Annotated in this window: 17 protein-coding genes and 1 tRNA gene; 8 read left to right on the top strand and 10 right to left on the bottom strand. The window is 70.0% G+C overall.

Annotated features, from left to right (window positions below):
- Positions 1-6: 6 nt before the first annotated feature.
- From L3V85_RS10255 to hemC, 4 genes are read right to left on the bottom strand one after another with little or no spacing between them, the layout of a single operon-like run.
- Positions 7-1,290 (bottom strand): heme biosynthesis protein HemY, encoded by a 1,284-nt coding sequence (locus L3V85_RS10255; RefSeq protein WP_237679201.1) that lies wholly within the window; start codon positions 1,288-1,290, stop codon positions 7-9.
- A 7-nt stretch (positions 1,291-1,297) separates the two neighbouring features.
- Entirely contained in the window at positions 1,298-2,392 is a 1,095-nt protein-coding gene (locus L3V85_RS10250) for a uroporphyrinogen-III C-methyltransferase (protein WP_237679200.1), read from the bottom strand.
- Positions 2,389-3,159: a uroporphyrinogen-III synthase gene (locus tag L3V85_RS10245; protein ID WP_237679199.1), complete on the bottom strand. Its 771-nt coding sequence runs from the start codon at positions 3,157-3,159 to the stop codon at positions 2,389-2,391. Before L3V85_RS10245 ends, L3V85_RS10250 begins: the two co-directional genes overlap by 4 nt.
- Positions 3,160-3,175: 16 nt before the next feature.
- The gene (gene hemC, locus L3V85_RS10240) at positions 3,176-4,081 is read right to left on the bottom strand and encodes a hydroxymethylbilane synthase (RefSeq protein ID WP_237679198.1); all 906 of its coding nucleotides are present in this window, start codon (positions 4,079-4,081) and stop codon (positions 3,176-3,178) included.
- 103 nt (positions 4,082-4,184) lie between these two features.
- On the opposite strand from hemC, the gene ppc reads away from it, so the two are divergent.
- From ppc to L3V85_RS10210, 6 genes are all read left to right on the top strand, one after another.
- Positions 4,185-7,028: a phosphoenolpyruvate carboxylase gene (ppc, locus tag L3V85_RS10235; RefSeq protein ID WP_237679197.1), complete on the top strand. Its 2,844-nt coding sequence runs from the start codon at positions 4,185-4,187 to the stop codon at positions 7,026-7,028.
- A gap of 166 nt (positions 7,029-7,194) precedes the next feature.
- Positions 7,195-7,413 (top strand): hypothetical protein, encoded by a 219-nt coding sequence (locus L3V85_RS10230; RefSeq protein WP_237679196.1) that lies wholly within the window; start codon positions 7,195-7,197, stop codon positions 7,411-7,413.
- Complete coding sequence (locus tag L3V85_RS10225) at positions 7,410-15,575, top strand: GH36-type glycosyl hydrolase domain-containing protein (RefSeq protein ID WP_237679195.1); 8,166 nt, start codon at positions 7,410-7,412, stop codon at positions 15,573-15,575. The genes L3V85_RS10230 and L3V85_RS10225 overlap by 4 nt, the downstream gene beginning before the upstream one ends.
- 64 nt (positions 15,576-15,639) lie before the next feature.
- Positions 15,640-16,041, top strand: a complete 402-nt coding sequence (locus tag L3V85_RS10220) for a GFA family protein (protein WP_237679194.1) — start codon at positions 15,640-15,642, stop codon at positions 16,039-16,041.
- Positions 16,038-16,583 (top strand): hypothetical protein, encoded by a 546-nt coding sequence (locus L3V85_RS10215; RefSeq protein WP_237679193.1) that lies wholly within the window; start codon positions 16,038-16,040, stop codon positions 16,581-16,583. The genes L3V85_RS10220 and L3V85_RS10215 overlap by 4 nt, the downstream gene beginning before the upstream one ends.
- Before the next feature lie 168 nt (positions 16,584-16,751).
- Positions 16,752-18,008, top strand: a complete 1,257-nt coding sequence (locus tag L3V85_RS10210; protein WP_237679192.1) for an MFS transporter — start codon at positions 16,752-16,754, stop codon at positions 18,006-18,008.
- Between the two features lie 16 nt (positions 18,009-18,024).
- On the opposite strand, the gene L3V85_RS10205 is transcribed toward L3V85_RS10210, so the two are convergent.
- Positions 18,025-18,948, bottom strand: a complete 924-nt coding sequence (locus L3V85_RS10205; protein ID WP_237679191.1) for a LysR family transcriptional regulator — start codon at positions 18,946-18,948, stop codon at positions 18,025-18,027.
- Between the two features lie 48 nt (positions 18,949-18,996).
- Between L3V85_RS10205 and L3V85_RS10200 the strand changes: the two genes are divergently transcribed.
- Positions 18,997-19,521, top strand: coding sequence for a GNAT family N-acetyltransferase (locus tag L3V85_RS10200; RefSeq protein WP_237679190.1), 525 nt, complete (start codon positions 18,997-18,999; stop codon positions 19,519-19,521).
- Positions 19,522-19,529: 8 nt separating this feature from the next.
- Positions 19,530-20,786, top strand: a complete 1,257-nt coding sequence (locus L3V85_RS10195; RefSeq protein WP_237679189.1) for an MFS transporter — start codon at positions 19,530-19,532, stop codon at positions 20,784-20,786.
- On the opposite strand, the gene L3V85_RS10190 is transcribed toward L3V85_RS10195, so the two are convergent.
- The 5 genes from L3V85_RS10190 to L3V85_RS10170 form a co-directional block, all read right to left on the bottom strand.
- A complete protein-coding gene (locus L3V85_RS10190; RefSeq protein ID WP_237679188.1) occupies positions 20,780-21,175 on the bottom strand; it encodes a tautomerase family protein in 396 nt (131 codons plus the stop codon). The two genes, L3V85_RS10195 and L3V85_RS10190, sit on opposite strands and share 7 nt — an antisense overlap.
- 100 nt (positions 21,176-21,275) lie before the next feature.
- Positions 21,276-23,447, bottom strand: coding sequence for a hypothetical protein (locus L3V85_RS10185; protein WP_237679187.1), 2,172 nt, complete (start codon positions 23,445-23,447; stop codon positions 21,276-21,278).
- 199 nt (positions 23,448-23,646) lie between these two features.
- Positions 23,647-23,720, bottom strand: a tRNA-OTHER gene (locus L3V85_RS10180).
- 55 nt (positions 23,721-23,775) lie between these two features.
- Entirely contained in the window at positions 23,776-25,056 is a 1,281-nt protein-coding gene (locus L3V85_RS10175; RefSeq protein ID WP_237679186.1) for an AI-2E family transporter, read from the bottom strand.
- Positions 25,053-25,802, bottom strand: a complete 750-nt coding sequence (locus L3V85_RS10170; protein ID WP_237679185.1) for a LytR/AlgR family response regulator transcription factor — start codon at positions 25,800-25,802, stop codon at positions 25,053-25,055. The genes L3V85_RS10175 and L3V85_RS10170 overlap by 4 nt, the downstream gene beginning before the upstream one ends.

The raw sequence follows: 25,802 nt of genomic DNA, 5'->3' as shown, positions 1-25,802 counted from the left end.
GTGCGCTCAGGCGCTCTCGACCTGCGCCGCGCGCTTCCAGGCTTCGGCGGCCTGCGCCGTGTCATTGCGGTCTTCGGCCAGGCGGGCCAGTGCAAGCCAGGCACGACGGTACAGGTCGGTGTCCTGCAGCCCCAGCCCGGCCTGCATGAGCAGCTGCTGGGCCTTGCCCCACAGCTGGCGCTTCATGCAGGCCATGCCCGCGAGGTACTGCAGATTGGGGTCGCGCGGATTGTTGCGTTGCGCACTCTCGATGCGCGCCAGCCATTCGGCGTCGACCGAGTCGAGCCCCGCTTCCAGCGCGCGTGCCAGCTTGACGCGCAAGGCATCACCCAGGCTGCGCGGATTCGCGACCATGTGCTCCCATGCCGGCAACAGCCAGCCGCGTGCCAGCGCCAAGTCGCCGCGCAACGCCACCATGCGCTGCGCCGCGTGGATCGCGACTTCGGGCATCTGCCGTTCGTTGGCGTCGAGTTCGGACCAGGCGCGCAGCAGCTGCGCCGGGTCATGCGCGCCCGCCAGCAGTTCGGTCGCGAGGCCGCGCACGATGCTCTGCGCGGCGGCTTCCGAGAAGGCGCGGTGCTTGGCCAGCAGGCGCGCGGTTTCGAGCGCTTCGAGCGTGCGCCGATCCTGGCGAGCAGCCTTGAGGCGCAGCCGCAGCGCGAGCGTGCGACGCTGCGCGCCCTGCGGCAGTTCTTCGAGGCGCGCGAGTGCGGCGGCCGCGTCGCGGTCTTCGAGCGCCCAGCGCGCCGCGCGCAGTTGCACGCCTTCGCGCGTTTCAGGGCTGGCCAGCACGGTGCGGTCGGCGCTTTCGTTCAGCGCCTGCTGCAGATGGGCATCGCGCGCCGGCTTGTCTTGCAGGGCCTGCGCGCTTTCGGCCGCGAGCAGGTGCGACAGCACGCGCACCTGCTGCGCCTGCGGCAGGTTGGCGCCGAGCGCCGACAGCGTTTTCTCCTGCGTCAGCGCGGCCTGCGCGGCCTTGCGTGCACGCGAGAAGCGGCCCGAGATCAACTGCACCATCGCGTCGAGCAGCGCCGCATGCAGCGTGCGCTCTTTCTGCTGCAGCCGCCATTGGCGCGCCTGCTTGGGCAGCGAGAACAGCGCCGCCAGGGCCCGCAGCGCGGCATGCAGCAGCACGAAGGCCACCAGCAGGATCACCAGCACCAGGTTCAGCGAGAGATCGACACGCCACGGCGGCCAGAACACGGTGATGGTGCCCTGGTTGTTGCCTGCGAAAAGAGCGACTGCCGCGGCGACGGCGAACAGTGCGAGGAGCCAGATTGCTGCGCGCATTTGCGGGTCAACGTCCTGCGGCGGCCGTGGCCAGGGCGGCCAGCGTGTCGTCGATGCGCACCGGCTCGGTCGTCCTCACCTGTTGCTGCAGTTGCTGCAGCAGCGTGGCCGCCGCCTGCGTGCGGCGCGACGCGGGGTCGAAGTAACGGTTGAGCGATGCCGCCACCTGGGACAACTCGGTGCGCGTGGCATCGACCTGGCGCGACAGCAGCGACAGCCGCGCGTTGAGCAGCTTGAGCTTGAGGTTCTCGCGCAGGAAGTAAGACTGTTCGGGCGCCAGCAGCACCGCTTCCGGGCTCTGGATGCGGCCCACGCGCACCAGCGAGCGCGCCTCGCCGCGAATGGCCAGCAGCATGCGCTGCCACCAGGGCGCGTCGGCGGGAATCGGCTCGGCCTGCCATGCGTTGGCACCGGTGCCGCGCAGGGCCACCGCGTTGAGCGTGGGCAGGTCGTCCACGCCGCGCATCAGTTCGTCGAGCCTTTGCAGTGCCTCGGCGTTGTCGGTGCTGGCGCTGCTGCGCAGGCGGTCGGCGTCGCGCTGCATGGCGCGCTGCAGGGGTGCGAGACGCGGTTGCGCGGCGCGCGAGATGCGCACGTCGCCGGCCTTCAGCGCGGCCAGCAGCGGCTCGACGCTGCCCGTCACCTGGGCCTGCTGCAGCGCGAGGCGCACGGCCGATTCGATGTCGATCACGAGATTCTCGTCGCGCGAGCGCGAGAGGCTTTGAATGAGTTCTTCGAGCTGCGAACGCTGCAGCGCGACTTCGGCCACGCGCGTCTCGACCAGTGCCACGCGGGCCGAGGCGTCGCGCACGGTGTCGCTGGCCTGGCGCGCCAGCGTGCGCGCTTCCATCGACTGCGAAAGGGCATCGGCGCTCTGGCGCGCCAGCTGCTCCTTCATGCCGCTGACCTTCTGCCACAGCGCGATAGCCATGATCAGCGCCACCAGCGCGATGAAGGCCACGAGGCCGAATCCGAGACGCGACAAAATCACCGCGCCCGCAGCCTGGGCGGCAGGGGTTTGATGGGGGGCGACAGTGGCAGGCACGGGCACCGTTGCGGCGGAAGGGGGAGAAAGGTCGTCGGACGGGGACGCGGCGCTCATGCGAGGGATTCTATCGACGCGATCAACGCATCCTGCAACGGTGTGCACACACGCAACGCCCCGAAACCCGCGGCGCGCGCGGCTTCGCCGATGCGTGCATGCGTGGCGACAGCGCTTGCCGCATGCCAGTCGGTGCCGGGCATCGCGCGCTGCAGATTGCCGATGGCTTCGGAACTGCTGAAGAGCCAGATCGCGCGGCCTTGCGCACCGTCCGTTGCGATCCGCAGTTGTACGACGTCCAGCGACGGCGGCAGGCGCCGGTAGGCGACCACGGTGTCGCGCAAGCCGCCCGCGGCGTCGATTTCCCTGGCCAGCCAGTCGCGGCCCGCGGGCTGCCCGGAGTCGTCGCCGCCTCGCACGATCAGCACGCGCACGCCGGCCGTCACCTGGCCTTGCACGCGCTCCCACAGCGCCTCGGAATCGAAGCGCGTGGCTTCGGGCGGCGGTGCGTCGATCTGTTCCGGCGGCACGCCCGAGCGCAGCAAGGCGCGCGTGGTGCCCGGGCCCGTGGCCCAGAAGCGGCGGCCGGCCGTCATGCCCGGTGCTTCATGCTGGAAGAAATGCTCGACCGCGGTGGCGCTCACGAACATCAGCGCCGCATAGCTGCCCAGCCTTTGCCAGGCGGCGCGCAGCGGCTGCGCATCCGCCACCGGCGCGATCACGATCAGCGGCAATGCCACCGCGTCGAGCCCCGCGGCGCGCAGCTCGCTCACCCACTGCGCCGCCTCGCGCTCGGGGCGGGTGACGATGACGGGACGGGCGGTCATGCGATGACCACCGGAATCAGTGGGCCCCGGCCTCGCGCAGCAAGGCGGCGGCGTGTTGGCCGAGCGCGTCGGCTTGCGTGAAGTCGCCGGCCTGCGCCAATGCATGCACCTTCACCAGCGGCGCCTTGCCTTCGGGGTCGCCCCAGGCGGCATCGATGCGCAGCGCGCCGTCGGCCTGCCAGCGGGCATGGGCCGCCAGCGGCATGGAGCAGCTGCCGCCCATGGCACGGCTCACGGCGCGCTCGGCGGCGGTGGAAAGCCAGTCGCCCCTGTGGGTGATGGAAGCAAGCAGTTCGATGAGGTCGGCGCGGTCCGCCCGCACCTCGACGCCCAGGGCGCCCTGCCCCGCTGCGGGCAGCATGGTGTCGGGATCGAAGGCCACGCGGATGCGGCTTTCGAGCCCCAGCCGCTTGAGTCCGGCGGCCGCCAGCACGATGGCGTCGTACTGGCCTTCGTCCAGCTTGCGCAGGCGGGTGTCGAGATTGCCGCGCAGCGGCTCGATGCGCAGGTCGGGCCGCAGCGCGCGCAGCAGCGCCACACGGCGCAGGCTGGAGGTGCCGACCACCGCGCCCCGCGGCAGTTGGTCGAGCGAGGCAAAACGGGGGGAGACGAGCGCGTCGCGCGGGTCTTCGCGCTCCAGCACGCAAGGCAGCGCGAAGCCTTGGGGAAGATCCATCGGCACGTCCTTGAGCGAATGGACGGCGATGTCGGCGCGCCCTTCTTCGAGCGCGAGTTCCAGTTCCTTCACGAACAGGCCCTTGCCGCCCACCTTGCTCAGCGTGCGGTCGAGGATCTGGTCGCCGGTGGTGGTGATGCCCAGCAGGCTGACCGTGTGGCCTCTTTCCTGCAGAAGCGCCTGCACGTGTTCGGCTTGCCACAAGGCCAGCCGGCTTTCGCGCGTGGCGATCACGATATTGCTCAAGGCCGTTCCCAAAAGTACATGTTTCAAACCGCCGGAATGCTAGCATGTTGCGCCGCAACAACGCAGGCGGCGCACCCATTCAAGAGATCAGGAAAAAAATCGAATGAAAGCCAGCAAGACAACTGCTCCTCCCAAGCGCCGCCAGGCCGAAGACCAGCCGCTGATCGACGATATCCGACTGTTGGGCCGCATCCTCGGCGACGTGATCCGGGAGCAGGAAGGCGAAGAAACCTATGCGCTCGTCGAGAAGGTGCGCACGCTGTCGGTGGCGTTCCGCCGCGATGCCGACCATGCCGCCGACCGCGCGCTGAAGAACCTGCTCAAGGGCCTGAGCGCCGCGGAAACCGTGCGCGTCATTCGCGCCTTCACCTACTTCAGCCACCTGGCCAACCTGGCGGAGGACCGCCACCAGATCCGCCGCCGCACCGAGGCCGAGCGCGCCGGCGAAAGCGCCGAAGGCGATCTGCAGACTGCGCTGGCCCGCATCCGCAAGGCCGGCGTGAAGCCCGACGAAATCGTCGCCTCGCTGGCCCACAGCTATGTGTCGCCGGTGCTCACCGCGCACCCGACCGAAGTGCAGCGCAAGAGCATTCTCGACGCCGAGCGCGCCATCGCGCTGCTGCTGACCACGCGCGACGAGATCAAGCTGCGCCAGAGCGCCTACGCCGGCGGCAAGGACGCTCTCTCGCCACTCGAATTCGCGGAGAACGAAACGCAGATGCGCATCCGCGTCACGCAGATCTGGCAGACGCGGCTGCTGCGCTTTTCCAAGCTCACCGTGGCCGACGAGATCGAGAACGCGCTGAGCTACTACGAAGCCACCTTCCTGCGCGAGATCCCGCGCGTGTATGCCGACCTCGAGAACGCGCTGGCGCAAGGCGGCCATGCCCCGTCGGTCGCGCCCTTCCTGCGCATGGGCCAGTGGATCGGCGGCGACCGCGACGGCAACCCCAACGTCACGGCCGAGACGCTCAACTACGCGCTCAGCCGCCAGAGCGAACTGGCGCTGCGCCACTACCTCACCGAAGTGCACTACCTGGGCGGCGAGCTTTCCCTGTCGGCCACGCTGGTCGACGTGACGGTCGAGATGCAGGCGCTGGCCGAGCGCTCGCCCGACACCAGCGAGCACCGCAAGGACGAGCCCTATCGCCGCGCCCTCACCGGCGTCTACGCGCGACTGGCGGCCACGCTGCGCGAGCTCACGGGCGGCGAGGCCGCGCGCCACGCGGTCGCGCCGCAGAACCCGTACGCCACGGCCGAAGAGTTCCTGGCCGACCTGCGCACCGTCGAGGAATCGCTCGACGAAAAGCACGGCAGCGTGCTCGCGGCGCCGCGCCTGCGTCCGCTGATCCGCGCGGTGGAGGTGTTCGGCTTCCACCTGGCCACGGTCGACCTGCGCCAGAGCTCCGACAAGCACGAAGCCGTGATCGCCGAGCTGCTGGCCACCGCGCGCATCGAGCCTTCGTATGCCTCGCTGGCCGAAGAGGCCAAGCAGACGCTTCTGCTCAAGCTGCTCGACGACGCCCGCCCGCTGCGCGTGCCCGACGCCGACTACTCGCCGCTCGCGAAGAGCGAGTTGGCCATCTTCGCCGCCGCCCGTGCCGCGCGTGCGCGCTACGGCGCGGCGGCCATCCGCCACTACATCATCAGCCACACCGAAACGGTGAGCGACCTGCTCGAGGCGCTGCTGCTGCAAAAAGAAGTGGGCCTGCTGCGCGGCGCGATGAACAGCAACGCGACCTGCGACCTGATCGTGGTGCCGCTGTTCGAGACCATCGAAGACCTGCGCAATGCAGCGCCCATCGTGCGTGCCTTCTACGCACTGCCGAACATCCAGGCACTGATCGAACGCTCCGGCGCCGAACAGGACGTGATGCTCGGCTACTCCGACAGCAACAAGGACGGCGGCATCTTCACCAGCAACTGGGAGCTGTACCGCGCCGGCATCGCGCTGGTGGCGCTGTTCGACGAACTCAACAAGAAGAAGACCAACCCGATCCGCCTGCGCATGTTCCATGGCCGTGGCGGCACAGTGGGACGCGGCGGCGGCCCGAGCTACCAGGCCATCCTGGCGCAGCCGCCCGGCACGGTGCGCGGCCAGATCCGCCTGACCGAGCAGGGCGAAGTCATCGGCTCGAAGTACGCCAACCGCGAGATCGGCCGGCGCAACCTCGAGACGCTGGTGGCCGCCACGCTGGAGGCCACCCTGCTGCCGCAGGGCAAGTCGGCGCCTGCCGCTTTCCTTTCGGCGGCCGGCGAGCTATCGGCCGCGAGCATGGCCGCGTACCGCAAGCTGGTCTACGAGACACCGGGCTTCGGCGAATACTTCTTCAGCGCCACGCCCATTCGCGAGATCGCCGAGCTCAACATCGGCTCGCGCCCCGCTTCGCGCAACCCGAGCCACAAGATCGACGACCTGCGCGCGGTGCCGTGGAGCTTCAGCTGGGGCCAGTGCCGCCTGACGATTCCGGGCTGGTTCGGCTTCGGCTCGGGCGTCGAGCAGTTCCTGGCCGCGGCCGGCAACGCCGCGGGCAAGAAGGAGCGCCAGGCGCTGCTGCAGCGCATGTACGAGCAATGGCCGTTCTTCCGCACGCTGCTGTCGAACATGGACATGGTGCTGGCCAAGAGCGACCTCGCGCTGGCCTCGCGCTATGCCGAGCTGGTGACCGACCGCAAGCTGCGCCAGAAGGTGTTCTCGATGATCGATGCCGAATGGCATCGCACGTCAGACGCGCTCACGCTCATCACCGGCGCCAGGCAACGGCTCGAAGGCAATGCGGAAATGCAGCGCTCGGTGCGCCACCGCTTCCCGTACATCGACCCGCTGCATCACCTGCAGGTCGAACTGATGCGCCGCTACCGCGCGGGCGACGGCGGCGAGCGGCTGCAGCGCGGCATCCACATCTCGATCAACGGAGTGGCCGCGGGGCTGCGCAACACGGGTTGACGGGCCGCTGAGCCTGAATGTCGAAAGGGGCGCCTTGTGCGCCCCTTCCTACGTGAACACGCGGCAATGAGGCACCTGTAAGGTCATTTAAAAGGGTACGGTCGGAGACGGTCAAAGTTCTCGCAATCGCGCGGCAGCTCGAAGTCGTTACAAGGAGCCCGTTGCCATGCCAGTCCCGCAGTCCCTTACCCATTCGCAGATCGATTTCGTCGGCAGCGATTTCGAAGCGCTGGCCTCCCACATGCGCCACTGCGCGCGCGCCCACGGGCGATGGTTCTCGGTGCGCAGCCACATGCAGCGCGTGCGCGCACTGGCTGCGGGTCGCATCGTCACGATGGCCTGCGTGGCCGTCGTCCTCGGCGTCGGCCTGTTCGCCCTCACTTGAGCGCCGCAGCCGTTGTCGACCGCCTCGAGGGGCTCAGTCACTACGCCCGGACCCTTTTGCTGGGTCCGCACGACCCGGTAGCGCTTCCGATCCGCGCCGAACTCTTCGGTGTCCAACGCTTCGAGCAGCACGGCCGCAGCCTGGCCCAGGCACAGCCGGTGCAAGACGAGCACCACCACGCGCGCCAGGGAGCGCCCTTTTTTCCGCGCGTGGACGAGAACCTGGCCTCGCTGCGCAGTGCCTTCGACTACATCGCGCTGACCTCGCTCAGCGGTCGCTATGTGTCGCCTGCGGCCGAGTGGCTGCTCGACAACTTCCATCTGGTCGAGGCGCAGCTCCAGCAGATCCATGACGGCGTGCCGCGCAGCTACTACGCGCGGCTTCCCAAGCTCGCCACGCCGCCGCTCGCGGGCCTGCCGCGCGTGTACGGCATTGCCTGGGCCTATGTGGCGCACACCGACAGCGTGCTCAACAAGACGCTCTTCACCGCCTTTCTGAACGCCTACCAGGACGTCGACGAACTCACGCTGGGCGAGCTGTGGGCGCTGCCCACCACCCTGCGCGTGGTACTGCTGGAGAACCTGCGGCGCATGGCCGAGAGCATTGCCGAGAACAAGGTCGCGCGAGAAATCGCGCATGCCGCCTGGGACGCCGCCGCCAAGCTCTCCACGCAAGACCTCGACGTGCTCTACCGCGCGCTGCAGAGCCACGGCCTGCAGGACAACTACCTCACGCAACTGTGGCAGCGCCTGCCGGTGGAGCGCAGCGAAGACATGCCCCCACTGGTGCGCTGGACCGAGCAGCACTGCCCCAACGGCCCGGCGCTGATCGGCGAAGCGCAGAACGCGCAGGCCGCCGCCAACCTCACGGTCGGCAACATCATCACCACGCTGCGCATGATCGGCCAGGTCGAATGGAGCGACCTGATCGAACCGGTAAGCCGTTCGCTGCGCGTGCTGCGCGAGTTGCCGAGCTTCGCGAACGAAAGCGAAATCACGCGCCAGCAGATCACGCATGCGATGGAACAGGTGGCGCGCGGCACCGAGCGGCCCGAGCGCGAAGTGGCGCAGGCCGTGGTGCGGCTGGCCGCCGCCGCGCCGGCCGAGGACGCCGGGGCCGAGACCGACCGGGCCGACGGCACGGCGGGCTACTACCTCTTCGGCCAGGGCCGCCCCGCGTTGATTGCCGCGCTGCAGGCCGACAGCCCCACGGGCCGTGCCACGCGCACCGCGGGCATGGGCCAGGCACGCAGCCATCGCGGCTGGCGCCTGCCCGTGTACGTGGGCTCGGTGGCGCTCGGCACCGCGTTGCTGCTGACGGCCGTGGTGCACGGCCTGCCGCATCGCGGAGACTGGACCACGGTACTCGCGCTGGTCTTGCTGGCATGGCCATTGTCCGAGGCGCTGATCGCGCTGGCCCAGCGCATCATGGCGGAGTCGGTGCGCGTGCAGGCCCTGCCGCGCCTGGACTTTGCCAGCGGCATTCCCGAGCGGCACCGCGCCCTCGTCGTCATTCCCACCTTGCTGAGTTCGACAGCGAACAACGCGCAACTCGCGCACCGCCTCGAACTGCATTGGCTGTCCAACCGCGAAGACCACGCGCAGTTCGCGCTGCTGACCGACTGGGCCGATGCCGCGCAAGCCACGCTGCCCACCGACGCACCGCTGCTCGACGACGCACTGCAGCGCATCGCCGCGCTCAACGCCAAGTACCCGTCGGCCGATGGCGCCGCACCGCGTTTTCTGCTGCTGCACCGCCCACGCACCTGGAGCGACACGGAGCAGCGCTGGATGGGCTGGGAGCGCAAGCGCGGCAAGCTCGAAATGCTGGTGCGCCTGCTCGCGACCGGCGACGCCAGCGGCTTCCTGCCACTCGCGCCGGGCCAGCAACTCGCCGTGGGCCGCACGCCCTACGTGCTCACGCTCGACAGCGACACCGGGCTGCCGCCCGGCGCGCTGCGCGACCTGGTGTCGATCGCGGCCCATCCGCTCAACACGCCCGAGGTCGATGGAGGCAGCCGGCGCGTGGTGGCGGGCTTCGGCATCCTGCAGCCGCGCATCGTGACGCCGTTCCCGACACGCAACGAGCGCTCGCCGTACCACTGGATGTTCGCGGGCCAGTGCGGCCTCGACCCCTACGGCAGCGGCGCATCGGACATCTACCAGGACGTGTTCGGCAGCGGCTCCTTCACCGGCAAGGGCCTGCTCAACGTGCGCGCCCTGCACGCCACGCTAGACCGCCGCCTGCCCGACGGCGCGGTGCTCAGCCACGACCTGCTCGAAGGCACGGTCGCGCGCTGCGCGATGGTGAGCGACGTGGTGCTTGTCGAGGACCATCCGCACCATGCCGGCGTTGCGGCATCGCGCGTGCACCGCTGGGTGCGCGGCGACTGGCAACTGCTGCCGCTGATGTGGCGCGCGCGCCGCTTCGGCATCGACGCGCTGGGCCTGTGGAAGATGGGCGACAACCTGCGCCGCTCGCTGGTCGTGCCCGCCTCCTTCGCGCTGCTGGCGCTGGTCATCTTCACGCAGGCCATGCCGCTGGGCTGGGCGCTGGCCGCGGTGGCCTCGGCGCTCACGCTAGGCCCGCTGCTCGGCGCGCTGGCCGGGCTGGTGCCCACGCGCCGCGCCATCGAGCTGCGGCACTTCTTCGACGTGGGCGCGGTCGAGCTGCTGCGTTCGATGGCGGGTGCCGCATGGCAGTTCGTGCAATTGGCGGCGCAGACGCGCCTGCTGCTCGACGCCTGGTTCCGCGCGACGTGGCGGCTGGTCGTGAGCCGGCGGCACTTGCTCGAATGGACCACGGCGGCGCAGGCCCAGGCACAGGCGAGCCAGCAACTGGCGCCGTTCCTGCGCAATGCGGCCGCAAGCAGCGTGCTGTGCCTCGCGCTCGCGGTGGCGGCGCACTGGAGCGCCTACCCGGTGCTCGGGCCCCTGCTGTTCCTGCTGTGGGCGCTCGCGCCGGTCGCGGCCTGGTGGAGCAGCCGCGTCGAGCCCAAGGCAGCCGACCCGCTCAGCGCCGAAAGGCGCAGCTACCTCGACAAGCTTGCGCACGACACCTGGCGCTTCTTCGAGCATGTGGTCGGCCCGGAAGACAACCATCTGCCGCCCGACAACCTGCAGCTGGAGCCGCAGCCCACCATTGCGCACCGCACTTCGCCGACCAACATCGGCATGTACCTGCTGGCCGCCTGCTGCGCGCGCGAGTTCCGCTGGATCGACACCGCCGCGCTGCTGGCACGCCTGACGGCCACGCTGGACACCGTCGACCGCCTACAGAAGCACGACGGCCACCTCTTCAACTGGTACGACACGCAGACACTCGCCCCGCTGCCGCCCGACTATGTGTCCAGCGTGGACAGCGGCAACTTCGCGGGCCACCTCGTGGCCGTGGCTCAGGCCTGCCGCGCGTTCGCGGCCGAAGGCGGCCATCCGCAAGAAGCGCCGGCGCTCGAGGCACTGGCCCGGCGCTGCGACGCCCTGCACGACGGCATGGACTTCAGCGGCCTCTACGACGCCAAGCGCCACCTGTTCCACATCGGCCTGCGCGTGGAAGAGAACGTGCTCGACGCCAGCTACTACGACCTGCTGGCCTCGGAGTCGCGGCTGCTGAGCTTCCTGGCGATCGCCAAGGGCGACGTGCCGCGCCGCCACTGGATGGCGCTCGGCCGGCCCTTTCTGCTGGTGGGCTTCCAGCCCAGCCTGAAGTCGTGGTCGGGCTCGATGTTCGAGTACGTCATGCCCGCGCTGGTGATGACCGAGCCTGAAGACGGCCTGCTGCAGGTGGCCAACGCCGCCGCCGTGGCCGAGCAGCAGGCCTTCGGCCGCGCGCAAGGCCTGCCGTGGGGCGTTTCGGAGTCGGCCTATTTCGGGCAGGACCATTCGCTGGCCTACCAGTACTCGCCCTTCGGCGTGCCGCGCCTCGCGCTGCGGCGCACGCCGCCGGCAGACCGCGTGGTGGCGCCCTATGCCAGCGTCATGGCGGCGCCGTTCACGCCGGAGGCCGCGGTGGTCAACCTGGAGCTGCTCGAATCGCTCGGCGCGCGCGGCGAGTTCGGCTTTCACGACGCCGTCGACTTCACCGCCTCGCGCCAGACCGAGGGCCAGGACTTCACCGTGGTGCGCAACTTCATGGCGCACCACCAGGGCATGTCGCTGGTGGCGCTGTGCAATGTGCTGTGCGCCGATGCGCCGCGCCGCTGGTTCGGCAGCGCCGCGCTGGTGCAGGCGCACGAGTCGCTGCTGCACGAGCGCACGCCGCGCCAGATCATCGGCAGCGCCGACCCGCGCACGCCGCCCGAGCCCGGCCAGGCCGAGCTGGCGCCGCTGTTCCAGCCCCGCGTGGTCGACCCGATGGCGCCGGGCTTCCAGCCCACGCACCTGCTGTCGAACGGCCGCTACACCGTGGCACTGCGCGCCAACGGCGCCGGGGTGAGCCGCTGGCACGCGTTCAACGTCACGCGCTGGCGTGACGACCCGTTGCGCGACAGCTACGGCACCTTCTTCTATGTGCGCGACGAAGGGCAGCAGGCGCTGACCTCCCTCACCGCCCTGCCCGCGCCCGGCGAAGGCTGGCGCTACCGCGCGCGCTTCCTGGCCGACCAGGTGCAGTTCGATGCCACCGGCCCCGGCCTGCAGGTACGCACCACCGTGCTCATCAGCCCGGAGGACGACACCGAGCTGCGCAACATCACGCTGCACAACGGCGGCGACCAGACGCGCACCCTCGAGCTGCTGTCGTACTTCGAGCCGGTGCTGTCGAACCCCAAGGCCGACGAGGCGCACCCGGCCTTCGCCAACCTGTTCGTGGAGTCGCGCTGGGAGCCCGCGTGGCGCGCGCTGCTGATGTCGCGCAAGCCGCGCCTGCACGGCGACGCGGTGGCGGCCGCCGCGCATTTCCTGGCCTCGGCGGACGCCCATGTGCTGTCCATCGACTGCATGACCGACCGGCGCGCCTTCATCGGCCGCAACCGCACGCTGGCCGACCCGGCGCTCGACGCGCAGCCGCTCGCGCCCAACGGCCAGCAGGTGAACGGCCTGGACCCCATCGCCTGCCTGCGCGTGCGCCTGTCGCTCGCGCCGGGCGCCACCGCGCGCCTGAGCTTCGCCACCGCCGCCGGCGAGAGCATCGAGGCGCTGATGCCCGGCATCGACCGCTACATGCAGCCAATGCACGTGGAGCGCGCCACCCGCATGGCCGCCACGCTGGCGCAGGTGCGGCTGCGCGACCTGAGCATCGCGCCCGCGCAGAACGTGGCGCTGCAGGACCTGACGACCATCCTCACCTACACCACGCCGCGCGTCATGAGCGACCGCGGGCTGATCGACCTGCGGCAGATCTGGCGCTTCGGCATCTCGGGCGACAAGCCCATCGTGCTGGTGCACATCCACTCGATGATCGGCATGGGCCTGATCAACACGCTGCTGCGCGCGCAGCCGTGGTGGGGCTTCGGCGGCGTGGCCTGCGACCTGGTGGTGCTCAACAGCGAGCCCAACTCGTACCTCATGCCGCTGCAGCGAGAGATCGAGGCCCTGCGCTCGCGCGTGACGCAGCAGACGCAGAACAGCTTTCCGCGCAACGACACCGCGGGCTTCTACCTGCTGCGCGACCAGGACGTGGTGCCGTCGGAAAAAGCCGCGCTCTCCAGCCTGGCGCGGGTGGTGTTCACCGCCGAGGGGCGCCCGCTCGAAGTGCAGGTGGCGGCGCTGCACGAAGCACGCAACGACACGACGCCGGGCACCGACGATGCGGCCGCGCCGCGCGGCGTGCCGCTGCTGTCGCACGCCACGGCGACGCAAGCCACCGGCGCGCCCACGGGCGACTTCGACGCGGAAACGGGCGAGTTCCACTTCGAGGTCGGCGCGGGCCGGCATACGCCGCGCCCCTGGGTCAATGTCATTGCCAACGCGAACTTCGGCTTCCAGGTGTCCGAGTGGGGCACCGGCTTCACCTGGGCCGGCAACAGCCGCATGCACCAGGTCACGCCGTGGTCGAACGACCCGGTGCAGGACCCGGCCTTCGAGCACTACCTGCTGCAGGATGTGGCAACGCGCGAGATGCTGCCTCTCACGCCCGCCGGCGGCAGCGCCGGCCAGGCCGTGCACCATGTGCGGCACGGCCAGGGCTATACCGTGTTCGAGTGCCGCCAGGGCGAGCTCGCGATCGAAACCACCTTCTTCGCGGACCGCGACGACGCGGTCAAGCTGGTGCATGTGCGCATGCGCAACGAAGGCGCCGGCCAGCGCCGGCTGCGCGCGCTGGCGATGGTCGAGTGGCAGATGGGCGCGGCGCGCGGCGAGCGCCGCACCGTGCATTGCTGGAAGCCCGAGGACCAGCCGGCCGTGTTCGGCGAGCAGCGCGAGTCGAGCGCGGGCTTCGGCGGCAGCGCGGCATTCCTGCTGCTCGCGGGCCTGCCGGGCGCCACGCAATGGACCTGCGACCGCAGCGAGTTCTTCGCCGGGCGCGGCATCGTCGAAGTGCCCGACACGCTGGCCCAGCGCGCGGGCAGCGGGCTCGACGCATGCGCGGCCATCAGCGGCGAATTCGTGGTGGCGGCGGGCGAGATGGCGAGCTTCAGCTTCGTGCTGGGCCATGCCGACAACGCCGATGCCGCGCTCGGCCTCGCGCGCCGCTGGCGCCAGCGCGACGTGCCCGAGGCACTGGCACAGGTGCACGCCTTCTGGGACGAGCTGCTCGGCCGCCTGCAGGTGCGCACGCCCGATCCGCTGTTCGACGCGCTGGTCAACCGCTGGCTCGTGTACCAGACGCTGGCCTGTCGGCTCTGGTCCAAGGCGGGCTTCTACCAGGCGGGCGGCGCCTTCGGTTTCCGCGACCAACTGCAGGACGCGATGGCCTTCGCCCTCACCGATCCGGCGCGGCTGCGCGAGCAGATCCTGCTGAACGCGGCGCGGCAGTTCCCCGAAGGCGACGTGCAGCACTGGTGGCACATGCCCGGCGGCGCCGGCGTGCGCACGCATTTCTCCGACGACCTGCTGTGGCTGCCCTATGCATCGGCGCACTATGTCGAAGTGACGGGCGATGCTTCGCTGCTCGACCGGACGGCCGGCTTCATCGAAGGCCCCGCCATTCCCGACGGCGCCGAAGACGCCTACTACGCCCCGCAGCGCAGCGGCCAGACCGCGACCGTGTTCGAGCACGGCGCGCGCGCCATCGACCGCAGCCTGAAGACCGGCATGCACGGCCTGCCGCTGATGGGCACCGGCGACTGGAACGACGGCATGAACCGCGTGGGCAACGAGGGGCGCGGCGAATCGGTGTGGCTCGCGTGGTTCCTGTGCCGCGTGGTCGAGCAGTTCGCGCCCATCGCCCAGGCCCGCGGCGAGCACGAGCGCGCCGCGCGCTGGACCGCGGCGCGCACCGGCTGGATCGCCGCGCTGCATGCCGCGGGCTGGGACGGCGCATGGTTTCGCCGCGCGTTCTTCGACAACGGCGCGCCGCTGGGCTCGTCGGCCAACGACGAATGCCGCATCGACCTGATCGCGCAGGCGTGGTCGGTGCTCTCGGGCGCCTCGGACGCAGCCCACACCGGTCCGGCGATGGCGTCGGTGAAGAAGCTGCTGCACGACGAACCGGCCGGCCTGCTGCGGCTGCTGGCGCCGCCCTTCGCCAATTCGACCAACAACCCCGGCTACATCCAGGCCTACCCGCCGGGCGTGCGCGAGAACGGCGGCCAGTATTCGCACGGCGCGGTATGGGCGCTGATGGCGCAGGCGCTGCAGGGCGACCACGAGGCAGCGTGGCAGAGCTTCGAAGGCCTGAGCCCGGCCCACCGCGCGCAGCATCCCGAGCGCGGACCGGTCTACGAACTGGAGCCCTACGTGATGGCGGGCGACATCTACGGCGCCGCGCCGTACATCGGCCGTGGCGGCTGGAGCTGGTACACCGGCTCGGCCGCATGGCTGCACCGCGCGGCGGTCGAGACGCTGCTGGGCCTGAGCGTGAAGGGCAGCCGGCTTTCGCTCGCGCCGCACGTGCCGGCGCACTGGCCGGGCTTCGAGATCGCACTGCGACTCGGGGCACGCACGCTCACGCTGCAATGGGGCGAGTTGCCGGGCGCCGCCGCGCCCACGCAGCATCTGGCGGCGGGCGAATGGATCGACTGGCAGGCGCTGCCGGCCGGTGCGGTGCTGCGGGTCGCGTGACGGGCCCCGCGCTGGCCTAGACTCGCAACCCCACTCCCATCCTGCGACCGATAAAGGAAAAGCCATGAAGGGCTCCTGCCTCTGCGGCACCGTCCGGTACGAGGCCACGCGCCTTGCCGGCCCCATCGTCCACTGCCATTGCCAGACCTGCCGCAAGGCGCACAGCGCGGCCTTCACCACCACCGCGCGCGTCGACCGCGGCGACTTCCGCTGGACCGCGGGCGAGGAAGCGATCGGCGCCTTCGAATCGACGCCGGGCAAGCTGCGCCACTTCTGCACCCGCTGCGGCACGCAGCTGATCGCCGAATGGGTGGCGCAGCCGCAGGTGATATTGCGCCTGGGGTCGCTCGACGACGACCCGGGCGAGCGGCCGTCGATGCACATCTGGACCTCGCACGAGCAACCGTGGCTCGACCACACCGCCGCCATTCCATCGTTCCCGGAAGCGGCACCGCCCAAGGCATGAGCACCACCAAGATCCAGTTCCGCCGCAAGCTCATCGTCGCCATCCTGCTGTGCGTGGCCGTCGGCGGCGCGGTGGTGCGGCACTACGCGGCGCCCGGCACGACCACGCGCGACATCGCCACGCTGCTGATGGTGCTGTGGGTGCCGATCATCGGCAACGTCATCGCGTGGCTTATCAGCAAGCGGCCGCGCCGTGCGCCCAGGCCGGTGGCCGACGTGCCGCCGAGCTTCGACACGCTGGGCGCTTTCACGCCGCATGCGCTGGTCGAGCTCACCTTCCGCAAGCCGGCCATTCCGTCGCAGGACGTGCCGGTGGCGCCGGGCGAATACCGCTGCGCGCTGGTGCTCGACAAGGAAGGGTTTTCGGCGCGCTGGGTGGTGCCGCCCGGCGACGCCCTGGAGCGCGGGTTGCCCGCCGCGCTGCCGGTCGAATTTCTCTCGCCGGCCCTGGCACGGCCGCGCTTTCCCGAAGGCACTGTCTTCCGCGTGCTGATCGGCGATTCGTTCATTGCCGACGGCCGGGTGCTGCAGGCGTACTCCTAGCGCCTGCAACCGGGTGGCGATAGCCGCCAAAAGTGCCGATTGTTCGCCGCAGGGAAACTGACTACTGCTGGCCGGCCCCTTTGTCGCGAAGGCGACGCCTCGCACACTCCAATGCCCTCTCAACAGCATTGGCGCGTGCGTCGCCGGTGCTTCTCCAGGACAGCATCCATGATGAATTCACCCAGCAGCAACCCGTGCATCGACGACGTGGGCGCCGTGCCCGCGGCTTCGGCGGCTCCAGCAGCGGCGGCCACCCGCTCCGCATGGCTCGCGGTCGGCTCCATCGCGGTCGGTACTTTCGCGATGGTCTCGACGGAGTTCATGCCCATCGGCCTGCTGACAGACATCGCGCGCGGCCTCAACGTATCGGACGGCACGGCCGGCCTGATGGTCACGATGCCCGGCGTGCTGGCCGCCTTCGCCGGACCGGCGCTGATCGTCGCCTCGGGCAAGCTCGACCGGCGCACCGTGCTGATCGCGCTCACCACCTTGCTCATCGCGTCGAACCTGCTGGCCGCGTTCGCGCCCAACTTCGCCACCATGCTGGTCGCCCGCCTGCTGCTCGGCCTGTGCGTGGGCGGCTTCTGGACCTTTGCACCCGCAGCCGCCACGCAGCTGGTGCCGCATGCGGCGCAGGCCCGTGCCATGTCTTACGTGCTGGCGGGCGTGTCGGCCGCCACCGTGCTCGGGGTGCCGGCGGGGTCGTTCCTCGGCACGCTGTTCGGCTGGCGCGCCTCGTTCGCGGTGACGGGCGCGCTCGCCACCGTGGTGCTGCTGGTGCAGCTGTGGCTGCTGCCCGCGATTCCGCCGGTGCGCGCCATCGGCGCGCGCGACCTGCTCACGCCGCTCACGCGCCGCATGGCGCAGGTCGGGCTGCTCGCGGTGCTGTTCTTCATTGCCGGCCACTTCGCGGCCTACACCTACCTGAAGCCGCTGCTGCAGCAGGTGTTCGGCCTGGCGCCCAACTCGGTGTCGACGCTGCTGCTGGTGTATGGCGCGGTGGGCTTCATCGGCACCTTCCTCGGCGGCAGCCTGGTGGCCCGCAGCGTGCGCGCCACCACCCTGCTGGCGGCGCTGATGCTCGCGACGGCGCTGCTGCTGTCCACCGTGATCGGCACCGGCTTCGTGCCGGGCGCGGTGGTGGTGGTGATCTGGGGCGTGGCCTTCGGCCTGATCCCGGTGGCGCTCACCGGCTGGATGATGGAAGCCGTGCCCGACGCGCCCGAGGCCGGCCAGGCACTGCTGGTGAGCGGCTTCCAGGTGGCGATTGCCTCCGGCGCGCTGATCGGCGGCGTGACGGTCGACAACCACGGCATCTCGAGCGCGATGGTGCTCAGCGGCGCTCTGGTGCTGATCGCGGCGCTGATCGTCGGCACGCTGGGCCGCGCGCGCGGCGGCGCGCCGCTGGCCGCGATTCCGGAATGACTTCTTCTCTTCTGCTCTAGCGGCGGCCGGGCTTGCCGGCCGCCACGATGGCATCGAGCACCACGCGCAGGGCCTTGTTCACGGGCTTGTCCCGCCGCAGCACGACGGCCAGCGTGCGGTGCATGCGGGGGTTCAGCCGGCTGGTCTTCAGGTCGGGGTGGGCGCCGCGCCCCGTCATCGACATGCCCGGCACGATGGCATGGCCCAGCCCCGCCGCCACCATTTCCTTCATCGCCTCGACGCTGCCCAGCTCCATCACGGGCTGCGGCTGCAGCCCTCCGGCGGCAAACCAGCGGTCGACCAGCTTGCGCGTGTTGGCCGCGGGCTCGAACAGCACCAATGGCAGCGCGCCCAGGTCGGCCGGCGTCACGCGCGCCTTCAGCGGCGCGACATCCGCGCGACCGATGGCGACGAACTCGTCCTCCAGCACCGGCATCGCCTCCAGCGCGCGGCCCGCCACGGGCAGCGTGACCAGCGCGAGGTCGAGGCTGTTTTCCTCGACCTTGCGCGCCTGGTCTTCGGTGTTGCCCGTGCTCACCACCACGCTGAGCGCCGGGAACTGTTCGCGCAGCGTGCGCAGCACCGCCGGCAGGAAGTGCAGGCAGGCCGTCGCGCCCGTGCCCAGCCGCACGCGGCCGGTGACGCCGCTGGCGTGATCGGCCAGCGCATCGACAGCGTTGTCCACGGCGGTTGCGATGTGCTGCGCATGCCGCAGCAGCTCCATGCCCGCCGGCGTGGCCTTGGCGCGCTTGCCGACGCGCTCGATCAGCCGCACTGACAGCCGGCGTTCGAGCTGGCGCACCTGCAGGCTCACGGCCGGCTGCGAGATGCCGAGCCGGTCGGCCGCGGCGGAGAAGCTGCCGGTTTCGATCACCAGCGCGAAGGAGCGAAGCTGGTCGAGGTTGAGCGTTTTTTCCAAAGTATTTCTTATGCCTTGCATAGCTCACCCAAGCTTCACTTATCGATGAGGGCTCGTCAAGATCGGGCCATGTCATCGCCATCCATTGCATCCACCGCCGTCACGGTCATCGACGCCGAGCCCCATCACATGGCCGCCGTGCAGGCCATCTACAGCCATTACGTGCTGCACGACCTGTGCTCCTTCGAGGAAGAAGTGCCCACCACCCAGCAGATGCTGGCGCGCCGCGCCGACGTGGCCGCGCGCGGCCTGCCCTACCTCGTCGCGCTGAAGGACGGCAAGGTGGCCGGCTATGCCTACGCCACCGCCTACAGAGCGCGCTCGGCCTACCGGCACACGGTGGAAGACTCGGTCTATGTCGCGCAGGGCATGCACGGCCACGGCATCGGCACCGCCCTGCTGCGCGCCGTGATCCAGCGCTGCACCGATGGCGGCTTCAGCCAGATGGTCGCGTGCGTGGGCAACAGCGCCAACCTCGGCTCGCAGCGGCTGCACGGCAGCCTGGGCTTCGAGCAAGTGGGCGTGCTGCGCGAGGTCGGCTTCAAGTTCGGCCAGTGGATGGACACCGTGCTGATGCAGCGCGCGCTGCGCTGAGCCCGCGCATGCCCGGCGACAACGACGCCCCCATACGCGGGTGGCTCGCGCTGCTGTGCGCGAGCCGCCTGCTGCAGGCCATGATCGTCACGGCCTACTCCGGCGTGCTGCCTTTCATGATGGCCGACTGGCACATGACGGCGGCGCAGGCCGGCTCCATACAGAGCGCATGGCACATCGGCTACATGAGCTCGCTGTTCGCGGTGGGCCTGCTGGCCGACCGCTACGGGCCGCACCGCATCTTCTTCGCCGGCAGCGCCGTGAGTTCGATGGCGGCGCTGGCCTTCGCGCTGTTCGCGCACGACCACCTGTCGGCCATGCTGCTCTACGGCCTGGCGGGCCTGTGCGCCGGGGCCTCGTACACGCCGGGCCTGCAGCTGCTGGCGCGCAACACCCAGCCGGCGGTGCGCGGGCGGGCGATGGGGCTGTTCATCGGCGCATCGTCGATGGGCTATGCGCTGTCGCTCGCGGTGGTGGCCGCGTTCAGCCATGCGCGGCACTGGCCGCTGGGGCTGTTGGCGGCGGCGTGCTGCACCGTGGCTGGCGCGCTGCTCACGGTGCTGGCACTGCGGCGCATGCGCCCGCCTTCCGCGCCGTTGCCGCACGCCGAGCGCGAAGGCACCTGGCAGGCGCTGCGCGCCACGGTGCACGACAAGCCGGCCATGGCCGGCAACTGGGCCTACGCCTTCCACTGCTGGGAACTCATGGCGCTGTGGGCATGGCTGCCGGCCTACCTGATGGCCTCGTCGGGCGAGGCATCGTCGTCGTGGCAGGGCGCGGGCGTCGCGCTGGCGGCGCTGGCCCACCTCGTCAGCGTGTTCGGCAGCGTGGCGGGCGGTGCAGCGTCGGACCGGCTCGGGCGGGCGCGGGTGATGATGGCCGCGACGCTCGCGAGCCTCTTCATGTCCTTCGCGTTCGGCTGGATGTGGACCTGGCCGCTGTGGCTGTTGGCCGCGATGGCCGCCGTCTACAACCTCTGCGCCATCGCCGATTCGTCGGTCTACTCCACCGCGCTGGCCGATGTGGTGGCGCCGCACCGGCTGGGCGTCGCGTTCTCGGTGCGATCGGTGATGGGCTTCGGCGCCGGCGCCCTCAGCCCCTGGGTGTTCGGCCTCGCGCTCGACTGGGGCCAGACGCGCTTCGGCATCGGCAGCACGCAGGGCTGGGTGGCGGCCTGGAGCTCGGTCGGCCTGGGCGCGCTGCTGGGGCCGTGGATGATCGCGCGCTTCTCACGGCTGCACCGCGCGCGCGTGGCGGTTCACTGAGGCGATTCGTCTTCCGACCACTCGGGGCTGTAGCCGCCCAGCGTCGGGTGGTACATCTCGTCGCCCGAATGCTGGGTGAACTCGACATTGAGCCGGTCCTCCCGCAGGCCCAGGATGTCGATGCAGTCGCGGCACAGCGCCTTGGCCACATCGAGCCGCAGCTCGGCGGAGCGGCCGCGCCGGATGTCGCACATCAGCACCGACACCTCGACCGGCTCGCCATCGACCATGCGCCACACGCCGCCCTCGCCCACTTCGCGGATCGCGATGCTGATGCGGCGGATGTCGACGCTCATCATCCGTGCGTAGGTTTCGCTGAGCTGCCTGGCAAGGCGCTTCTTGTCAGCCACGGGGTGGTGGCCGTTCACGTCGAGTTGGAGGTAGGGCATGAGGGGGCTCCGTTTTCAGATAGACGCGGCGAATGGGAAATCGAGCTTCGCCCACAGTTGATCGACATCTGGATCATGCGGAAAAAACTCTGCTGAGTCTTCAGTCCAGCATCAGCCAGTGCTTTTCCTGGCTCCAACCAAAGAAGGGCTGGATGTCTGGGCGGACCTCGCCGGCAAGATGTGCAGCGGCGACCAATGCGAGGTCCGACAAGGCCGGCGCAAAGACCCGCTTGAATTCGTGGCCCTGTGCATCCAGGTGCCCCTTTGCCCAGCCCATGAACGTATCGATCTCGTCCGGAGCGCAGAGCGACAGGAAGAAGATCATCTGCCGCCAGGCATAAGCCGAGTTCTTGATCTGGATCAACCGGGCATGCCGGCCCTCGACGGGAATCTGCAGTTGCAGGCATATCCAGTTGAAGCATCGGCGCGCCATGTCGGGCAGTCGCGGCGCGAGCTGCTCGCCCAGATCGAGCGAAGTGAACAGCACGGCCAGGTTGTGCGTCGTCAATATCTGCGCCTGCTCGATCAGCATGCCGTTGGCAACCGTGCCGCCACTGCCCGGAACAACGCCCGCGCGCGATGCGCAGAGCCGCGCCAGTGCGTCGGGCTTGCTGTCCCAGCGCATCTCGGTTTTCATCGCTGCCGGCTCGGTCGTGGCGATCAGCGCATCGCAGTCGATGTCGTAATAGCGCGCATAGAGTCTGGCCCGCAACATGCTCGCCGCTACTTTTGCGGCAGAAAGAAACTTGGGCGAGAAGCGCCCCATGAAGATGTCGGCCGCCACCTCTTCGGTCAATGGCAGCCGCAACCCGGCGGCTTCGCCCAGGGCGGTCATCTCCTGCAGCAGCTTGTTCGGCAGTACGGCCTGCGGGAACGCGCCCAGCGCGAGCTGCGATACCTCGGTCAGCGCCCGGTGCGCGGCGCGGCGCGAGGCTTCGTCCTGTGCACGGAAGCTCTCGATAGCGGCCACCCACGGCAACTCGCCGATGCGCACCTGGTGCTGCAGGTTCACCAGCAGCAGCGAACGCCGACGGCGAAATGCGCGGTAGATGGCCGCATGGAGCCGGCGCAATGCCGGGTCGGCCACGTCCGCGACGCTCAGCGTCGCGGCCCACCGTGGCAGCACCCTGGCAAGCACCTCACCCGAGGGAATGATGCCGCGCTCCACCAACTCGGCGGCCGTGCCCTTGAGCGCACGGCCGACCTTGCGCCGCACCGTGGGCGGCACCGGCATGCCCGACGGAATGCCGCTCGGTTCGGCGTCGTCGATCGGCGCAAGCACGGGCGCCACGTCGTCCAGCCCTTCGTCGGGCGGCAGGCGGTCGAGGCGTTGCGCGATCTGGCCGGCGATCTGCGCGAAAGTGGCGCCGGAGATCTGGCTGCGTTGTTGCTCGCGCCACGCAATGCGCGCCGCCGACTCCGACGGGCCGTGCTTGGCCACGTAGCGCGCGAGAACCAGCCGGATGCGCCCCACATCCCTGCCAGTCAACGCATCGGGTGCATCGACACAGCGCAGCAGACCCTCGCGCAACGTGCTGAAGCTGTCGCCTTTGCGTTCCGGGCGGTTGCAGTGCGGGTGTGCCTCACGCGCCGCCTCGAATTGAGCGAGCAACGCCAACGCTCGCTCACGCCAGCCGTCGGGGTAATGCGCACACGGCCAGCCGCCGGTGACGACGAATTTGCCGGCCTCGCCGTGCTGCCATGCGCCGGCGGCGGTTCGCTGCGCGATGGGGAGGTCGCCAGACACAGTTTCGAGCATCAGCCCGGCCATTCGGTCGTGAATCGGCGCCCAGATTTCGATGGCCTCTTTTTGCGCCAGGATGCGCTGATTCGGCTTCATCGCCCGCAAGCCGCGGGCGGCGGTCGCCGCGTCGTCCACCCAAAGCCGCTCGTCGTCCGCTGGGGCCTCGGCGCGCTCGTGCGGGTAGAAGCGCAGCCTCGAGAACCAGGGCAGCAGCTTGGCGACCAACTCCCAGGCATCTTCGGCATGGCCCGCCTGCACCAGCCAAGCCACAACGAGCAGCGCGCCTTCTTCCGGCAGCTCGATGTCGAAGCGACCGGTGGCAAGCATTGCCTGGAGCCTTTCGAGGCCCGGGTCCGAGAGGAAGAAACTGTTCAGCGCGAGCCGCGTATCGGCATCCGGCGCGTCGGGCGCGAGCTCTGTGCGCAACGCGCGCTCATGCGGCTGCAGCGGCCCGCCTGCCAACAAGGCGCCAGTCGCGAAACCGCCCGTCACCACTTCGAGCGTGGCCCATGCGGGCGTGTCTTTCACCGGCGTGCGCGAGCCGGTGGTGATGGAGCCGTCGCGATGGCCGTCGATCACCGAGAGCCATTGACGCAGCCGCTTGGCCGCGCCCTCGCGGACCGATGCCTGGCGGCTCCCCGCCGCGGCCAGCGCGCGGGCCAGTTGGAAGCCCGCATAGCCGCCGGGAGATCCGGTCGAGTCGACGTCCATGGTCATGCAGAGTGGGTGGGTCCGGGGGCTGGGGTTGAACCAGCGCCTTCTCGGTCCAAGCCGAGCGTTCTGCCACTGAACTACCCCGGAACAGAAAAAAGAAAAACCTTGGCGTGTTTCTATCACGCACCCGTTGCGCCCCGCCCTATTCCCCCAGCAGCTCCCCGATCGGCTGCAGATCTTCCACCCGGTCGCAGATCGACTTGATCACCATGGTGATGGGAATGCCCAGCAGCAGCCCCCAGATGCCCCAGAGCCATCCCCAGAAGATCACGCCCACGAACACCGCCACCGGGTTCATGCGGCTGGTGCGGCTGGTGAGCCAGGGCATCAGCAGGTTGCCGATGAGCGTGTGGATGCCCAGCGACACGCCGGCCACCACGATGCCCATCTGCAGGCTGTTGAACTGCAAAAAGGCAACCAACCCGGCCGCCACCAGCACGATCACCGAGCCGATGTATGGAATGAGGTTGGTCACGCCCGCGATGATTCCCCAGACGGCCGCGTTCTCGACCCCGATGACCCAGAACGCCAGGCCGGTGGCCACGCCCACCACCGCGCTCACCAGAATCTGCACCAGCAGGTAGCGCTCGATGTTGCGGGTGATGTCGTCCAGCACATGCACCGTGACCTTCTTTTTCTGCAGGCTCGATCCGGTGATCTTGATGAGCTTGCGGCGGAAGGTGTCGCCCGAACACAGCGCGAAGTAAGTGAGGAAGGCCACCAGCGTGAGCTGCCCCATCGCGCTCAGCAGGCCGACGGTGCCGCTGAGCAGGTAGTCGCGCACGTTGAAGCCGGGCCGCTCGATGATGACGCGCGCCACGCCCCGGCGCGATGCGACCTTGGCCGAGTTTTCCTCGGCGGCCTTCTCGAGTTGCGCGGCGGCGGCCTGCACGCTCTCCAGCGGCGTGGCACTGGCGTTCTTGTCGCGGCGCATGGCCTGGCCCAGCTTCTGCGCGGCGACCGGGAGCGAGTCGAGCAGTTGCGAGGCGCTGCCCGACAGCGAATAGCCGGTCCAGCCCAGCCCGCCGAACAGCCCCATGAGGATCAGCGCCGCGCCGATCCAGCGCGGCAGCTTCCATCGATGCAGCAGGTCGACCAGCGGCGACAGCGCATAGGTCAGCAGCAGGCTCAGCATCAGCGGAATGAACACGGCCTGCCCCCACTGCAGCGCGAACACGCTGGCCAGCACCGCGAGCACCACCAGCGAGGCGCTGCGCACGTCGACGGGCATGTGCAGCAGCAGGCGCTCGCGCTCTCGCTTGCGGGCAGGCGAGGCGGCTGGCGCTTCGGGCGCGGGCACCGCGGCGGCAGCGGTCGCGGGCTCGGCGGCCGGAGGCTCGGCGGCAGGTTCCAGGGGCTTCGGCGCCTCCGGAGCGTCGGAGGCCGGGGTCTGGCCGGCGGATGCGTCGCGCTCGCCGCTCATCGCGCTTCCTTGATCACTTCGCGCACGGCCGCCAGCTGGCGGCGCGACACCGCGACCGGCTCGGGAATGGCGTCGAGCCTCAGTGCCCAGCCTTCGGCGTCTTCGCCGTCGTCGTATTTCTCGAGCGCGCGAATGGCCGCGCGCGCCACCAGCGCGTTGCGGTGCACGCGCAGGAAGCGGTGCGGATAGCGCTCCTCGAACTCGTTGAGCGAGCCGTCGAGGATGTGGCTGCGCGTGGCGGTGCGCACGGTGAGGTATTTGTATTCGGACTTGAGATAGAGCACCTCGGACAGCGGCACGCGCTCGGCACGGCCGCGGTCCTGGATGAGCACGGTTTCCGGCGCGGCCTCGGCCTGCAGGGCGCGGCGCTCCTTCAGGAAGCGCTCGGCCTTCTGCAGCGCCTGCTGCAGGCGCTCGGCGCGCACGGGCTTGGTGAGGTAGTCGACCGCGTCGAGGTCGAAGGCCGTCACCGCATGCGCCGCATGCGCGGTGACGAACACCACCGCCGGCGCATCGGCGCGGCTTCGCAGCGCGCGCGCCACCTCGATGCCGTCAATGCCGGGCATGTGCACGTCGAGCAGCACCAGGTCGAGCGCCAGCGTGGCCAGCTGCTGCTGCGCCTCGGCGCCCTGCGCGGCCTCGGCCACCACCTCGGCGCCCGGCGAGTTGCAGTCCCGCAGCAGGGTGCGCAGGCGGGAACGGGCCAGGGCTTCGTCGTCGACGATGAGTGTCTTCAGTGTGCTCAT

This window comes from Variovorax paradoxus, from assembly GCF_022009635.1.
GTDB lineage: Bacteria > Pseudomonadota > Gammaproteobacteria > Burkholderiales > Burkholderiaceae_C > Variovorax.
The sequence above is the reverse complement of the archived record's forward strand: the minus strand, read 5'-3'. Positions and strand labels throughout refer to the sequence as shown.

Coding starts and splice junctions, on each gene's coding strand:
- L3V85_RS10255 (WP_237679201.1), bottom strand. CDS start 1,290: ATGCGCGCAGCAATCTGGCTCCTCGCACTGTTCGCCGTCGCCGCGGCA.
- L3V85_RS10250 (WP_237679200.1), bottom strand. CDS start 2,392: ATGAGCGCCGCGTCCCCGTCCGACGACCTTTCTCCCCCTTCCGCCGCA.
- L3V85_RS10245 (WP_237679199.1), bottom strand. CDS start 3,159: ATGACCGCCCGTCCCGTCATCGTCACCCGCCCCGAGCGCGAGGCGGCG.
- ppc (WP_237679197.1), top strand. CDS start 4,185: ATGAAAGCCAGCAAGACAACTGCTCCTCCCAAGCGCCGCCAGGCCGAA.
- L3V85_RS10230 (WP_237679196.1), top strand. CDS start 7,195: ATGCCAGTCCCGCAGTCCCTTACCCATTCGCAGATCGATTTCGTCGGC.
- L3V85_RS10220 (WP_237679194.1), top strand. CDS start 15,640: ATGAAGGGCTCCTGCCTCTGCGGCACCGTCCGGTACGAGGCCACGCGC.
- L3V85_RS10215 (WP_237679193.1), top strand. CDS start 16,038: ATGAGCACCACCAAGATCCAGTTCCGCCGCAAGCTCATCGTCGCCATC.
- L3V85_RS10210 (WP_237679192.1), top strand. CDS start 16,752: ATGATGAATTCACCCAGCAGCAACCCGTGCATCGACGACGTGGGCGCC.
- L3V85_RS10205 (WP_237679191.1), bottom strand. CDS start 18,948: ATGCAAGGCATAAGAAATACTTTGGAAAAAACGCTCAACCTCGACCAG.
- L3V85_RS10200 (WP_237679190.1), top strand. CDS start 18,997: ATGTCATCGCCATCCATTGCATCCACCGCCGTCACGGTCATCGACGCC.
- L3V85_RS10195 (WP_237679189.1), top strand. CDS start 19,530: ATGCCCGGCGACAACGACGCCCCCATACGCGGGTGGCTCGCGCTGCTG.
- L3V85_RS10190 (WP_237679188.1), bottom strand. CDS start 21,175: ATGCCCTACCTCCAACTCGACGTGAACGGCCACCACCCCGTGGCTGAC.
- L3V85_RS10175 (WP_237679186.1), bottom strand. CDS start 25,056: ATGAGCGGCGAGCGCGACGCATCCGCCGGCCAGACCCCGGCCTCCGAC.
- L3V85_RS10170 (WP_237679185.1), bottom strand. CDS start 25,802: ATGAGCACACTGAAGACACTCATCGTCGACGACGAAGCCCTGGCCCGT.